Genomic DNA, 15,119 nt, shown 5'->3' with positions numbered 1-15,119 from the left:
GAGGGAGCGCGGCGTCGACAGCGACGTCCACCCGGCGCTGCAACGAGCATTGTCCGAGGCGGATCCCGGTCCTCGGTAAGCAATAAAGCATCTGAACCGAGGCACGGCGTGTGACCCGCGTATCCGTGCAAACCCTAGCCGCAAGATTTCATTTTCCTTTTGACATCGGACAAACAAGGTTTTACGCTTCGCAATGAAATTGAGTTACACATGAGGAGCTTTTGGCTTGCGCTTTTCCAGGCTCACTGACAATTAAAAAGACATCCCATTATAGCGCGGACCGCTTCCCGATCCCTCGAGCCCTTGTCGCGCCTTACGTCGGTAGCCCTCTCTAAAGCGGGTTTTCTCGATTTGAGGCACTCCAATGATAAGGTTCTGTGATTGTGAAATCCAGTTACACGCCTCATGAGTTGCATTGGTTCTTCGCGGAGCCACGGCCACGAACCGGAAAAGTCGTGGCGCCGGGAGTCATCGATGTGCCCACGCATGACGACCAAAGCTCACGCCAACCCTCCTCCGCCGCATTTAAAATGTCGGCCGGTCGGCATTCGGTGGCCGTTCATCCACACTGCCTTCGAACATATGACGGGGGCATAAACCCGCCAAATTAGCCAAGAGAAGCATGGATATCCTGCAAGTCGTCCCGCACTCCACTACTGACACCCTCGCGAGAATCCGGGCAATTTCCCAGTTTTTGCCTGAGGCGCAGCTCCAGGTCGGAAAGGCAATACTCGCCGAGCCGGAGTGGTCAGTGCGGGCCAGTGTCGCCGAGATCGCGCAGCGCGCGGGGGTGAGCGCGCCCACCGTCGTTCGCTTCTGCCGTGCCGTCGGCTTCGAGGGCCTGAGCGACTTCAAGCTGCAGCTTGCACAAAGCCTGGCAGTGGGCACTCCGTACCTTCATCGGGCGGTGAACGCCCAGGACGGCGTGCCCAGTCTGATCCACAAGATCTTGTACGCAGCGGCCGCTGTGTTGACCAGCCTCGAAAGTCAACTCGACGCAGACACAATCAACCTGGCCATCGAGAAGCTCGCGGCCGCCAACCGGATCGAGTGCTACAGCGTTGGCAACGTATCGACCTTCCTCGCCACTGACGCTCAATCGCGCTTCGCCCGGCTTGGTCTCATGTCGAATGCCTATTTCGATCCGCACATGCAGGTCATATCGGCCGCCTCGCTCTCTCCCCGCGACGTCGTGCTCGCAATCTCGCACGTCGGTCGCATGCCCACCTTGCTTGAGGCGGTGGCGATCGCGCGCGAGCAGGGTGCGACGGTGATCGGTATCACTCAACCCGATACGCCGCTCGCCAGGCAATGCACCATTCCGATCGGGATGGTCGTGCCCGAAGATGCCGCCGCACGCGTGGGCACGGAGGCCTACATCGCGGGTCAGGTGCTCCTCGAGGTCCTGATGGTTGGCATGGGTCTGCGGCTTGGGCCCTCGGCCCTCCAGCGCCTCAAGCGAGTGCGGTCGGTGCTGAGAGAGCGCGGCGTCGACAGCGACGTCCATCCGGCGCTGCAACGAGCATTGTCAGAGGCGGATCCCGGTCCTCAGTAAGCAATAAAGCGTCTGAACCGAGGCACGGCGTGTGACCCGCGTATCCGCGTAAACCCCAACCGAAAGATTTAATTTTCCTTTTGACATCGGACAAACAAGGTTTTACGCTTCACCATGAAATTTAGTTACACATGACGAGCTTTCGGCTTTGCGCTCTTCAACACTCACTGACAATTAAAAAGGGCTCCAATAATAACGCGGGCCGGTTCCGGAGCCATCGATCCCTTGTCACGCCTTACGTCTGTAGCCTCCCCGCGAATGAGACGGCAAAAGTCTCCCTAAACGGTTTTTCTTAGTTTGACGCACTCAAGGAAAAGGTTCAGCTGTGATTGTGAAATCGAGTTACACGTGTCACCAGTTTACACTGGTCCTCGCGGAGCCACGGCCATGAACGACACCCAGCAGGCCCAAGGGCCCGCGCATTGGTTGCTCCAGGGCGGACACGTGATCGATGGCACCGGAGTGTCGCGGTTTCGCGCCGACGTCCGCGTGGAAAACGGGCGTATCAGCGAAATTGGCGCGGGTCTCGAGTTACGCGGGGCGACAACAATCGATGCATCCGGGAAAGTCGTCGCGCCGGGATTCATCGACGTGCACACGCATGACGACCAAAGCGTGTTGTCGTCCCCGACCATGCTGCCCAAGATAAGCCAGGGCGTTACCACGGTTGTGGTCGGCAATTGCGGCATCAGCCTTGCACCGCTCGTGCATCCACAAGTGCCCTCGCCGCTGACGCTGCTCGGCGGCTCGGACAAGCATGTCTATCCGACAATGCAGGCATACGCCGAAGCCGTCGAGGCCGCGCGGCCGGCAGTCAATGTGGCGGCGCTGGTCGGCCATTCCACACTGCGTGTCGCGACGATGGACGACCCTTACCGCGCCGCGACACCCGCAGAGCAGGCGAAGATGGCCGATCTGATGCGCGAAGCAATGGCCGCCGGAGCGACCGGCTTCAGCACCGGGCTCTTCTACGACACAAACGCAGCTGCCGATACGGCCGAGGTGACGCTGCTCGCGCGCATCGCGGCAGAAGCCGGCGGTGTGTACACCTCCCATATACGCGATGAAGCCGAGGACGTGATCGCTTCGCTTGAAGAAGCATTTACGGCCGCACGCGATGCCGGATTGCCTCTCGTGATCTCGCATCACAAGTGCGCAGGCCCTCTCAACTGGGGGCGCTCGGTCGAGACACTGGCGCGCATCGACGCGGCTCGACGCGACCAGCCGATCGGCCTGGACGCCTACCCTTATCTCGCCGGCTCGACCGTTCTGCGCTCGGACCTGGTGGACGATGTCATCGAGGTGCTGGTGACGTGGTCCGAGCCTTACCCCGCGATGACCGGGCGCTCGCTCGCCGACATTGCGCACGAGTGGAACTGTAGCCAGAAGGAGGCCTGCGAGCGCCTGCAGCCGGGCGGCGCTAGCTACTTCCAGATGCGCGAGGACGATGTGCGCCGCGTCCTGCAGTACGACGCGACGATGATCGGCTCCGACGGCTTGCCGCACGACCGTCATCCGCACCCCCGCCTGTGGGGCACCTTTCCGCGCGTGCTCGGGCATTACGCGCGCGAACTCTCCCTGTTTCCGCTGGAGGAGGCCGTGCACCGCATGACTGGCCTGTCCGCGCGCCGCTTCAAACTGCTTGGCCGCGGCGAGATCGCCGTGGGCAACCACGCGGACCTGGTCGTGTTCGATCCGGACCTCGTTATAGACCGCGCCACCTACGAGCAGCCGACCCTGCGCGCGGGCGGCATAGAGCGAGTGATGGTGAGCGGCACGATGACCTACGAAGCACGCGGCGTCACCGGCGCGCGCGCCGGCAAGTTCTTGCGCCTTGGGAGCCGCTCATGAGACCGTCACTGTCGATACCAGCCGCCAAACCAAGCCAGCGCAGCCAGCGCAGCAAGCGTGTCGGTTACGATCGCCGGGCCTTCGCCTGGCTGCTCAATACGCCGGCGCTGCTGGCGATCTGCGTGCTGTCCGCCTTCCCCATCGCTTACTCGGCCTGGATCAGCCTGCACCGGTACAACCTGCAGCGACCCCATGCGTTCAAATTCGTCGGGATGTCGAACTATGTGGACATACTACAGTCACCGGAGTTCTGGACTTCACTGTGGATCACGGTCGAGTACACGGTGCTCGTCGTCATGCTGGTGGTGGTGCTGGGCATCCTGATTGCTCTGCTGCTCAACCGCGAGTTTCCCGGGCGGGCGCTGGTGCGCACGCTGGTCCTGCTGCCGTGGGCAATTCCGCCCGTAGTGAACGGCCTGATGTGGCAATGGATCTACGACGCAAAGGTGGGCGCGCTCAACGGCCTCCTTGTGAGCCTTGGCTTGCTCGACCAGTACCGGGGCTGGCTGTCGTCGCCCACGTCCGCCCTGCTCGCGCTCGTGTTCTCCGAGGTCTGGAGCCTGTTGCCGCTCGCCGTCATTCTGCTGCTCTCCGCGCTGCAACGCATTCCCGCAGAACTTTACGAGGCGGCCCGCATGGATGGCGCGAGCAAGTCGCAGCTCTTTCGATTCATCACTCTGCCCTGGCTTTCGCAGTCGCTGCTTGTCGTGCTGATTCTGCAGACCATGTCGGCGCTTCGCGCATTCGACGTGATCTACGTGCTGACTGCCGGTGGCCCGGGCACGGCTACCACCACGCTCACGTGGCAGACCTACCTGACGACGTTCAGCAACCTCGATTTTGGCCATGGCAACGCGTATGCCTGGCTGGTCAGCCTGATTACGCTCGCGCTTGCGCTGGCCTACTTTCGGGTGCTCTACGGACGCGGAGACTTCGAATCATGAGTACCTTGCCCATTCGTTTTTTCACGCCCGCCGGCCGCCGCTCGCGCCGCACGGTATTCCTGGCGCTAGCCGGCATCGCCGTCGCGATATACATCCTCGCGCCGTTCTGCTGGCTGCTACTGACGAGCTTCATGCACGAGCGCGACGCGCTGACGGTGCCCACGCAGTGGATTCCCCTGCACCCGACGCTCGAGCACTACGAGACGTTTTTCCATCCATCTGAAGCGACCGCTCTGGGCGGCGGCCGCGCTGCCGAGGAAATGCTTCCGGGCATGGTGAACTCGCTGCTCGCCGCGCTGGGCACCGCGGTGGTCAACCTCGTGCTCGGGACGCTGGCCGGTTACAGCCTGGCGCGCCTGCGCTTTCGCGGGCAAGGCGCGCTTCTCGGTGTCTATCTCGGCTCGCGCATGGTGCCGGGCATTGCGCTGATCGTCCCGCTGTATCTGACGCTCAAGAACCTCGACATGCTGGACCACCTGTCCGCGCTGATCACGACCTACGTGACCTTCACGCTGCCGTTCACGATCTGGCTGCTCAAGAACTACTTCCAGACCATCCCGCGCTCGCTGGAGGAAGCGGCGTTCATGGACGGTTGCAGCTGGCCGCAGATGCTCGTCAAGGTGCTGCTGCCCGTTGCGATGCCCGGGCTCGTCTCCGCGGGAATGTTCGCCTTCATGACCGCCTGGAACGATTACCTGTTTGCCGTGATCCTGACCAGCACGACCGCCTCGAAGACCTTGCCCGTGGTTGTCGCGGGATTTGCGACCGACGTGACGACCCAACGCACGCTGATGGCGACAGGCGGCGTGCTTGCAATCATCCCGCCCCTGGCGCTGGCGTTCCTGTTCCAGCGGCTGATCGTCCAGGGCCTCACCAGCGGTGCCGTGAAGGACTAACCATGGCATTCCATTCAACGCAATCCTATGGCCTCAAGGAGAACCGCGATGCCGCCCAACGACGATAGTTATAGTTCGATGTCCCGCCGCAGATTCCTCACGCTATCAGCGCTCGCCGGCACCGGCGCCGCCGTCGGCAACTTCGGGCTGATGTCCGCCGCGAGCGCCGCGGAAGTTTCCGTGAAGTTCTCGGGCTGGGCCTTCGAGCCCCAGGTCGTTGAACAGCGGCTCAAGCAGTTCATGGCCGAGAACCCGGGCATCAACGTGAATTACACGCCGCTCGACATGCAGTTGTACAGCGAGAAGATGATTGCGCTGTTCAACGCCGGCTCCCAGCCGGATGCGTTTTATGTGCGCGACACGGACCTCGGCGCGTGGGTCGACGCCGGCTGGATGCAGCCCATCGACGGCCTGCCCGGGCTCGACGCGTTGAACAAGGACATCTTCCCCTTCGACCGCGAAGCGCTCTTCTACAAAGGCAAGCAGTACGGCACGCCCTACTATGGCGACATCTACGTCTACATCTACGACCGCGCGGCACTCGACAAGGCCGGCGTGAAGCAAGCGCCGGTCACCCTCGACCAGCTGAAGGCCGCGGCGCTCGAGGTAAAGAAGGCCGGTATTGCCGAGTACCCGATACTTAAGGGCTACAAGACGAACGTGGACGGACTCAGCGAGTTCTGGTCCATGGTCTTCGCCTCCGGCGGGCACCTGTTCAACCCCGCGATGGATCCCGTGTTTCCCAATGAAGACAAGACCGCGCTGGGTGTCCTCGAATGGATGCTCGACGCGATGCATGGCTCGCGGATCCTGGACCCGCGCGGCCTCGAGCTCGATGACACGCAAGTGCGCGATACGTTCCTGAGCGGTCAGGGCATCTTCACGTCGAATGTCGGCAACGTGTTCCCGCGGTCCAACAAGGCAGAGTTCAGCAAGCGCGCTGGCAACATCCGCATGACGCGATTTCCGGGGCTCAAGGATGCCGGCCAGGGTCCAATGGGATGGGCACGCCTGTACGGCATGAGTTCCAAGACCAAGTCCCGCGACGCGGCCTGGCGCCTGATGTATTTCCTGGGCGGCAAGGATTCAAGCGGGCAGTATTCGTCCGCGCAGACGTGGTACCTGAAGTACGGCGTCGGCTATCCGTTCAAGGCGCTCGACGCGGATCCGCAAATCGCGGCCTCGCAGAAAAAGCTGGGTTATGAGCCCGCCATCTTCCAGCAGCAGATGGCGCACGCCCGGACGCGCGAGAACATCAGTACCACCTGGTACACCGAATGGGACCGCTTCACACAGCAGCAAATCCAGGCAATGCTGATGCGGCAGATTACGCCTCTAGCGGCACTGACCGCATCGGCGAAAAAAGCGCAGCAATTGAAGAAAGAGGCGAGCTGATGAGCTATTTCACGCTGGAGCGCGACGGCGCAAATCCCCCGGTGGTTCTCCTGCACGGGTTCTGCCAGTCGTCGGCGTATTGGGAGCCGACCGCCGACCTGCTCGCGGCGGCCGGCATTCGCTGCGTGGCGCCGGACCTGCCGGGCTTCGGTGCCTCGGCGGACGAAACCGGACCGTACACCATGACCGGCCTCGCGGACTCGCTCGCGCGTCTGCTCAATGCGCGCGGCATCGCGCGCATCACGCTGATCGGCGGATCCATGGGAGGGGTCGTGGCCCAACACTTCGTGCTGCGCTATCCGGAGTGCGTCGACCGCCTGCTGCTCGTCGCGACCGGTGCGACGACCGCAGATCCCGCAGCGGCGCTCGCGAAAGCCGACGCCATGGAGGCCGCGCCCTGGGATGAAGCCGCGATAACCCCGGTCGTGAACGGCTTCTTTCTGCATCCTCCGTCCGATGCGGAACTGGCCAGGTTCCGCAGCGTCGCCCTCAAGGCCGCGCCTTCCGCGGCCGTCGAAGCAGCCCGCTCCAACGCCGTGAATGACACGCTCGGGCAGCTCCCGAGCATCGCAGTGCCGACGATGATCATCCAGGGCCGGCACGACCGCGCGCGCACTCCCGAGCACGGGGAGCTGATGCGGGAGCGTATTCCGGGCGCTACGCTTGCGGTCATCGAGGACGCCGGTCATACGCCCCAGCTCGAACAAGCGAACGCGTTTCATGAGGTCGCGCTGCCCTTCCTGCTGGCCGCACGCGTCAACGGACCGGCCACCGGCCGCACCTAGCATCCAACGATGGAGAAAACTCACATGACTCTCAATGAAATCGCAGGCAAGGCCTGCCTCGTGACGGGCGCCAGCCGCGGCATTGGCGCGGCGGTGGCCCAAGGCCTGGGCGCCCACGGCGCGAAGGTGATGGTTCACTATCGCAGCGGCCGGGCAGAGGCCGAAGCCGTCGCCGTGTATATACAAGAGCACGGCGGTATTGGCCGCATCGTTCAGGCTGATCTCGCCGAGCCGGGCGCCCCGGACCGGCTGATTCAGGAGACCGTCGCGGCCTTCGGGCGGCTCGACGTGCTGATTAACAACGCAGGGGACCAGATCTCCCGAGTGAGCCTGCCCGACTTCCCCGACGAGCTCTTCGAGCGTCATATGGCGATCAATGTGCAGCCGGTATTCAGCGCATGCCGCGCGGCCGTCCGGCAGTTTCGCAAGCAAAACAGCGGCGGCAACATCATCAACGTCAGTTCGGTCGCCGCCCGCACCGGCGGCGGCGCTGGGTCCGCGGTCTACGCCGGCGCGAAGGCGTTCGTGTCCACCTTCTCGCGTTCCATCGCGAAGGAACACGCGCGCGAAGGCATCAGAGTGAATGTCGTCTCGCCCGGTGTCATTACAACCGACATGCAGGACCGCGTGACGTCGCAGGAACAGCTCAAAGCCACCGCCACACAAATCCCGATGGGCCGTATCGGCGACCCGGACGACTGCGTCGGAACCTTCCTGTTTCTGTGCTCGGACCAGCTGAGCGGCTACGTGACCGGCCAGGTAGTCGAAATCAACGGCGGTCTGCTGATGCCCTGAGCCCCCGGGGCCGCGCATTCACTCCCCAACCATTTTCCGGAGTCATCGCCTTGGCAGACCTCAGCATCCAGAATCTTCAAAAGTCCTACGGGTCCCACGCCGTGATTCACGGTATCGACGTGGATATCGCAGACGGCGAATTTGCCGTGCTGGTCGGGCCGTCGGGATGTGGCAAGTCCACGCTGCTGCGCATGATCGCGGGTCTGGAGTCCATCACCTCGGGCGAGCTCCACGTGTCGGGACGGGTCGTTAATGACCTAACACCGAAGGACCGCGACATGGCAATGGTGTTTCAAAACTATGCGTTGTACCCGCATATGACCGTTGGCGAGAACATGGGCTTTTCGCTCAGGATCAGCAAGGTGCCGAAGGCCGACATCGAGCGGCGCGTACGGCACGCTGCCGATATCCTCGCGCTGGGCCCGCTACTCGAGCGCTATCCCCGCCAACTCTCCGGCGGCCAGCGCCAGCGCGTCGCGATGGGACGCGCGATTGTACGGGATCCGCAAGTCTTCCTGTTCGACGAACCCTTGTCGAATCTGGACGCCAAGCTGCGCGTCGCCATGCGCGCCGAAATAAAGCTGTTGCATCAGCGCCTGCACACCACGACTGTTTATGTCACGCACGATCAGGTCGAAGCAATGACGCTTGCCGACAAGATTGTTGTGATGCGAGACGGCGTGGTAGAGCAAGTCGGCGCGCCGCTCGACGTCTATGATCACCCGCGCAACGTGTTCGTCGCGGGCTTCATCGGCTCGCCCGCCATGAATTTCATTGAGGGTGTCCTTACCGACGGCGCAGAAGGGACAGTGTTCAGTTCCGCGAGCGGCTTCACCGTGCCCTTTGGACGCCGGCTCGCCGTGGAGTGCCCGCGGCCTGTCATCCTTGGCATCCGCCCGGAGCACTTCGCAGTTACGGAGAACGGTACGCCGACCGAGGTCGTGGTGGTAGAAACGACTGGATCCGCCACCCAGGTGAATGTTCGCCGGGGCACGGACGAGCTGGTCTGTGAGTTTCGAGAACGTGTTCTGCCGCGACCGGAAGAGATGTTGCGCATCTCGCCGTTGCTGGAGGCGATCCATCTGTTCGATGCGCAATCCGGACTGCGCGTTGTCGAGCGCGAGCATTCGTTGTCCGCATGAACCCTTCGTTTGCTTCGTGCGCGAGATGCGCGGGATACCGCGTCGCGGCGGTCAATCGGGCTAGTAATGACTGCGCATGAGCCCATCTTTCACGAGCTCTACGATGGCGTGCATGCCACCGGGCGCTCTTGCCGAGAGGCGACAAAAAACTTGCTGGGTGATGGGCCGCCAGTACGACCCGTTGGTCGGCAACGTCGCGCAGACTAATTCGAATGGCCAGTGGGGTGGACTGTTCTCCCATCGAAGTGCTATCGATAACACCGGCAACGCTTTTCGCGTGAGCAACTCGGTCGCCCTCTCAAAACGCACGGACGTCTACCTCAACGGGTATATCAAAAGGCCCTCAGGCGGGGCAAAAGCCGATATCTACCAGGGATGCGCGGCAGTGGAATCAAGCAAGACCACGAAATGGGTCGCCCCGCGCGAGTCCGCGCGTGAAGTTCTGGCGTACATGAGAGTTGCGCGGTGCTCGTACCGCGGCGGCTCCGCGCGATCCCTCAGGAAGTCACGAAGACTCGATTACCGGCGGCCGGCCTCGTCGCTTCATATTCGTGCAGCCCGTTCCGGCCGGGCGGCCACCACTACTGAAACAGGAACAGACATGAGCACAAGAATGGCTGCGCTGGCCCCCGCCCGGAAATCATCGGTTCGATGGAGGATATTCTGGTTCCTGCTCATGCTGATAACGGTCAACTACGTGGACCGGGCTTCACTCTCCGTCGCGATGCCGCTGATCGCAAAGGAGTTTACGCTCTCGCCGGTCATGCAAGGGCTTATCCTGAGTTCGTTCTTCTGGTCGTACACGGTCATGCAAATTCCTTCCGGCATGCTGGTCGACCGCTTCAAGCCCCGCCTAGTGATCACGGTCGCCACGCTGGTCTGGGGAGGGTTCCAGGCCGGCGCGGGACTCTGCACCAATGCCCTGTCCCTGCTGCTGATGCGGCTGGGCCTAGGGTTTTCCGAAGCCGCGATCGCGCCCGCCGGCGGCAAGCTCAACGCGCTATGGCTCACGCGCAACGAGCGTACGCGCGGCGCGTCGCTGATGGACGGCGGCGCGCCGCTTGGGGCGGCCGTGGGCTCACTCTTGATCACGGCGTTGATCGCACTGTTCGGCTCGTGGCGCATCGCATTCGTGGTGGCCGGCGTGGCTACAGCACTGGTTGGCGCCCTCGCGTGGGCTTACATACGCAATTATCCCCGCGAGCACCGCGGCGTCAACGAAGCCGAAGCCGCGTTTATCGAGAGTTCCCACGACGAAGAGTTGAGGCGCGAGCCGGCCGACGCCTCCGGGCGCGCGCTCGACTTCCTGAAGTACCGCTCGTTCCTGTTAATGTTTTTTGGCTTCATGTGCTGCAATACGCTCTTCAACGGCCTGCTCACGTGGATGCCAAGCTATCTGATGAAAGAACACGGCCTGGATATCCGCCAGATGGGCGGATCGAGCTTCATCATCTACTTCTCCGGCTTCGTCGGAGAACTCGTCGGCGCGTGCATCGCGGACAAATGGTTGGCCTCGGGCGCTCGCCCGAACACGGTCTTGCGCACGATCTTCGGAATCGCGGCCGTCATCGCCACTGTCTCGGTGTTTTCAGTGGCTTATTTGTCGAGCGTCACGCTCGTCGTCGTGCTCCTATCGTGCACTGTGTTTTTCTTGCGCTGGGGCAACCTCTACTGGTGCATTCCGCCGCTGCTCGGCACGCGCGCCAAAGTGGGCACGCTCGGGGGATTCCTTAACCTGGGGGCTGCGATCGGCGGCATCGGAGCGCCCATCCTGGTTGGCGCAATCGTGCAGGCGACTGGCTCGTACTTCCTCGCCATGATGTTTTTCGCCGCGACCGGCGTGGGGTTGTTGCTCTGCTCGCTCGGCATCGACTACGAAAAGAAGCTTCCCGTGTGACGTTTGCCGCGCCCGGGACTTTTCATGTCCCTTCATGCCGCTGACCAGATCAGCCTGAATACTATCCTCTAACAGCAGCTCAACCGTCAGCAAGGACGTTTCGATGGACACAAAAGACTCGCATGACCAGCCTTGGCAATGGCCCGACCACCATTGGAAAAAATTGGTCGGTCAGGTTCGCGCCGGAAGAGCGCTCCGTCCCAAGGCCTGGCCGGCCGAGGCCCGATGCGCGGTCGCGCTCTCGTTCGATTGCGATCACGAAACGAGTGAATTGCGCGAGGGCGGAAAGTCTATCGGCCGGCTCAGCTGGGGACAGTACGGCAGCCGTGGGGGCATGCCGCGCATTCTCGACGTGCTCCGCACGCATGCCGTTCCCGCCTCTTTCTTCGTGCCGGCGGTGACCGCGCTGCTCCATCCGGAAGAGGCGCAGCGCATTGTCGGCGAAGGCCACGAAGTGGGCCTGCACGGCTGGATCCACGAACTGAATTCCATCCTCCCGCATGAGGCCGAACGCGATCTGCTGCTGCGCTCGGCGGATACGCTCGAGTCGATCACGGGGCAGCGCGCGGTCGGCATGCGCACGCCATCGTGGGATTTCAGCCCGAACACCCTCTCGATCGCGCGTGAGATGGGACTGCGCTACGATTCGTCGCTGATGGCGGACGTCGACTGCTATGAGTTGATCGAGGCCGGCGTGCCGAGCGGATTGGTGGAGTTGCCGGTCGAGTGGATTCGCGACGACGGCGCCTATCTGATGATGAACCGCTTCGAAGCGATACGGCCCTACACGTCGCCCGCCGATGTGTACGATATCTTTCGCCGCGAGTTCGACGCCGCCTACGCGGAAGGCGGAATTTTCCAGCTGACGATGCATCCACATGTGACCGGCTACCGGTCGCGGATCTGGATTCTTGAAGAAATCATCAGGCACGCGCAGTCGCATCCGCAGGTTTGGTTCGCGACACACCGGGACGTCGCGCAGTGGGCGCTTGAACACGCGCAAAGCGGATCATAAGAGGGTTGATGCAAGAGAAGCACTATGCGCTCAAAACCCTCGACTATACGATGATCAATCTTCGGCACTACTGCCGAAGCTGATCTCGTGCTTCGCGCAAGAGCGGCGATTCATTGCGATTGCCCGGGGCCGACACGAACGGCGCGATCATGCACTGATTCGCGCCAACGCAAATCGCGGTACGGGCGCGGCTCCAGGCGGCGAGCCGCATTGACTTCCGCTTCTCGACGAGATGTATCCGTCACAGCGATGCGCGCGATCCCGGTGGCGATCCGCTTTTCCCGCCGCCCATCGAGGCGGCCGAGCGTCACGCTGGTGCTGACCACGACCCGCTTGCCCAGCGGACTCACCCCCGACGTATGCTGCTAAGCACGCGAGACCGACACTGACCTCTTCGCGCTCGGTTGCAAGGCCGCATGCCCGGATGCCTGCGAGTTCTCGCAGCAAGGCTCTGCGCCGCGTCGTCGTCCGCGAAGTCATGGCTGCGAGGCGCTCGGGGTAAGCGACTCGGCTGGGCCAGTTCCTCAGTCGCGCGCGCGCGTGAGGCATGATGGTGCTGTCGTGGTGGAATTCGTATAGATCACGGGGGATCGTGTCCATGATCGGCGATCGTGGACACGATCCACGCAAATCTATCCAGATCTACCCGGTTAAGGGTGTAGGCGGAGTGGCCGGCTTCAGTTCGTCGGCCACGTTCCAAGGCAGCAATTCGTCGATGCGTGAGATCTTGTGATCAGCGATATGGGTCAGGACGTATTCCAGATAGGCGCGCGGGTTGATCCCGTTGAGCTTTGCCGATCATGCCGGATCCCGCGCTATGCCGAACGGCTGGCTCTGATGGCGATTTGGGCACCGAAAAATGACCTCGCTGCCGATCATACGTCGGTCGCGTTCGGCATAGTCGGAGTCTTCACAACGAGGTTAGGAACTCAAGTAGCCTATCGCCTGCATGGTATCGACCCAATGGTATACCGTTCGAGGACTTGACTTTAGCCAGCGCGGCTTCCTTGAACGCTAAATGAGCGTGCAAATAAACTTGAGTGGTTTCGACTGATTCGTGGCCTAACCACAATGCAATGACGGTGCAGTCTACGCCGGCATGAAGTAGTTCCATTGCAGCGCTGTGGCGGCAATGTCGTTGGAGACATTGGAGGCACTATGTGCCCTTCCTGACTATGTCTTGTAATTGAACAATAGCCCTTATTTCGTGGGCAAATGCGTGTTGTGAGATAGAGATAGTCTTGATTCCTTCCATCAGCCCCCCGGCGTCCGGGAAGGAGTCCATCATGAAGTGCACGATTTGTGACCATGTCGTTTTATCTCGCTCGCCGGAAGGACCGATCGCGGCGCGTATCGTCGCCTTTGCGAATTCGATAGCTGAGCAGGGGTACAGTGTGCAGTCACTGCGGTACAAGGTCCGGCTCGCTGCCTCTTTTAGCCGCTGGCTTGAACGAACGGGAATTGATTTGCACAGCGTCTGCTCCGATCACGCGGTGCGATATTTGCGCTATCGTGCTCGGCGTGTACGACCTTGTCCAGGGGACCGTAGCGCGCTCAGACACCTCATTGACTTTCTGGATCGTGAGGGTTTGATTTCGGTTTTGTCGCAACAAGGCCTTCTGTTAATCTGCCCTGATCGAAACGGTCGCGTGGGTGAGGAATGAAGACGCTGGATCCGGGGGTGGCACGGGTGCTTAAACGGTTGCACTATCCTCTGGAAGTAATGCTGACCTGCGCGCGTTGGTACGTTGCCTATCCGCTTAGCTTGCGTCATCTCGAGGAAATGATGGCCGAGCGTGGGATTGCGGTGGATCATTCCACGGTGCACCGCTGGGCCATCAAGCTTCTGCCCGCGCTTGAGAAGGCCTTCCGCCGGTGCAAGCGAGCGGTCGGCAAGAGCTGGAGGATGGACGAAACCTATGTGAGGGTCCGGGGCGAATGGAAGTACCTCTACCGGGCCGTGGACAAAGAAGGCAACACGGTCGATTTTCTTCTGCGAGCCAGGCGGAACAAGGCTGCTGCCCAGCGGTATTTCGAAAAATCGTTCCGACAAAACGGCGTACCCGAGACGGTGACGATCGACAAAAGCGGAGCTAATCTGGCCGCGCTGCACGCGATGAACGCCGAGTGCGACACACCCATTGAGATCCGTCAGGTCAAGTATCTCAACAACGTGGTTGAACAGGACCATCGGGCCATCAAACGCATCATCCGACCGATGCTCGGGTTCAAGGACTTCCGCTGCGCGCGCGTCATTCTCAGTGGCATCGAGATCATGCATATGATTGCCAAAGGGCAGATGATACACACTGGCAAAATCAAGCCATCTGCAGCCTGCCAGTTTTACTCGTTGGTTATGTAAGCTATCCTCATCATATTGCCTTTGTACGACTTAACCGTTTTACTGCGACGGAACCGGCGCGTGTCAGTTATCTCCTGGGCGACGACCCACCCGATGTGGATCACGCGATGAACGTCATCATGGAGGCGTGGCGCCTAGTCAATGGCAAACCGAAGAACCCCGCAACTTGAGCTGACACCACGCGCGCCTGACCTCACGTCATTGGTCAGTGTTGCCAATGCCTACGGGCCGAATAGCGCGATAGTTCGGAGCCGCGTAAAACGTTGCTGAACGTCAGCGACGGGCGGAATTTGAGCCGGCGATATCGGATAGCCCGCCCGACATAATCCGGCACGAAGGTCCGTTGTGTGGGGTGAGGCCGACGCTCGAACGTCCGCGCGAAGGCTTCGGCGAACGTCCGTAGCTGGCCGGACAGTGACTGATTGCCAGAAAGGGGCGTGCCAGTCGAAAAATCTCTAGCTTCTTTGCCACTCGACAAGGGC

Annotated in this window: 11 protein-coding genes and 3 pseudogenes; 11 read left to right on the top strand and 3 right to left on the bottom strand. The window is 61.7% G+C overall.

From position 1 onward, the window contains the following. Positions 1-622: 622 nt before the first annotated feature. From RW095_RS02230 to RW095_RS02185, 10 genes are all read left to right on the top strand, one after another. Positions 623-1,555 carry an SIS domain-containing protein gene (locus RW095_RS02230; RefSeq protein WP_317016170.1) on the top strand — a complete coding sequence of 311 codons (933 nt, stop codon included), beginning with the start codon at positions 623-625 and terminating at the stop codon, positions 1,553-1,555. A gap of 387 nt (positions 1,556-1,942) precedes the next feature. Next, on the top strand, positions 1,943-3,406 hold the full coding sequence (locus RW095_RS02225) for an N-acyl-D-amino-acid deacylase family protein (protein ID WP_317016169.1): 1,464 nt from the start codon (positions 1,943-1,945) through the stop codon (positions 3,404-3,406). Next, entirely contained in the window at positions 3,403-4,350 is a 948-nt protein-coding gene (locus RW095_RS02220) for a carbohydrate ABC transporter permease (protein WP_317016167.1), read from the top strand. Before RW095_RS02225 ends, RW095_RS02220 begins: the two co-directional genes overlap by 4 nt. Beyond that, on the top strand, positions 4,347-5,246 hold the full coding sequence (locus RW095_RS02215; RefSeq protein ID WP_317016166.1) for a carbohydrate ABC transporter permease: 900 nt from the start codon (positions 4,347-4,349) through the stop codon (positions 5,244-5,246). Before RW095_RS02220 ends, RW095_RS02215 begins: the two co-directional genes overlap by 4 nt. 48 nt (positions 5,247-5,294) lie before the next feature. Further along, entirely contained in the window at positions 5,295-6,641 is a 1,347-nt protein-coding gene (locus RW095_RS02210; protein WP_317016164.1) for an ABC transporter substrate-binding protein, read from the top strand. After that, the gene (locus tag RW095_RS02205) at positions 6,641-7,426 is read left to right on the top strand and encodes an alpha/beta fold hydrolase (protein ID WP_317016163.1); all 786 of its coding nucleotides are present in this window, start codon (positions 6,641-6,643) and stop codon (positions 7,424-7,426) included. The genes RW095_RS02210 and RW095_RS02205 overlap by 1 nt, the downstream gene beginning before the upstream one ends. A gap of 9 nt (positions 7,427-7,435) precedes the next feature. Next, complete coding sequence (locus tag RW095_RS02200) at positions 7,436-8,221, top strand: SDR family NAD(P)-dependent oxidoreductase (RefSeq protein WP_449406532.1); 786 nt, start codon at positions 7,436-7,438, stop codon at positions 8,219-8,221. A gap of 50 nt (positions 8,222-8,271) precedes the next feature. Then, entirely contained in the window at positions 8,272-9,363 is a 1,092-nt protein-coding gene (locus RW095_RS02195; RefSeq protein WP_317016160.1) for an ABC transporter ATP-binding protein, read from the top strand. Positions 9,364-9,964: 601 nt separating this feature from the next. After that, positions 9,965-11,260, top strand: coding sequence for an MFS transporter (locus tag RW095_RS02190; RefSeq protein ID WP_394365059.1), 1,296 nt, complete (start codon positions 9,965-9,967; stop codon positions 11,258-11,260). Positions 11,261-11,363: 103 nt separating this feature from the next. Continuing rightward, the gene (locus tag RW095_RS02185) at positions 11,364-12,275 is read left to right on the top strand and encodes a polysaccharide deacetylase family protein (protein WP_317016158.1); all 912 of its coding nucleotides are present in this window, start codon (positions 11,364-11,366) and stop codon (positions 12,273-12,275) included. A gap of 245 nt (positions 12,276-12,520) precedes the next feature. Here RW095_RS02185 and RW095_RS02180 read toward each other — a convergent pair. The 3 pseudogenes from RW095_RS02180 to RW095_RS02170 form a co-directional block, all read right to left on the bottom strand. Next, positions 12,521-12,773: pseudogene (locus RW095_RS02180) on the bottom strand (IclR family transcriptional regulator domain-containing protein); the annotation flags it as partial. Between the two features lie 144 nt (positions 12,774-12,917). Then, positions 12,918-13,073: pseudogene (locus tag RW095_RS02175) on the bottom strand (transposase domain-containing protein); the annotation flags it as partial. Positions 13,074-13,185: 112 nt separating this feature from the next. Then, positions 13,186-13,395: pseudogene (locus tag RW095_RS02170) on the bottom strand (integrase); the annotation flags it as partial. A 540-nt stretch (positions 13,396-13,935) separates the two neighbouring features. Here RW095_RS02170 and RW095_RS02165 point away from each other — a divergent pair. Continuing rightward, positions 13,936-14,637: an IS6 family transposase gene (locus RW095_RS02165; protein ID WP_317016157.1), complete on the top strand. Its 702-nt coding sequence runs from the start codon at positions 13,936-13,938 to the stop codon at positions 14,635-14,637. The last annotated feature ends 482 nt before the right edge of the window (positions 14,638-15,119 follow it).

The organism is Paraburkholderia kirstenboschensis (genome assembly GCF_032806925.1).
Lineage (GTDB): Bacteria > Pseudomonadota > Gammaproteobacteria > Burkholderiales > Burkholderiaceae > Paraburkholderia > Paraburkholderia kirstenboschensis.
Note: the sequence above shows the minus strand (reverse complement) of the source record. Positions and strands in the feature narration are given on the sequence as shown.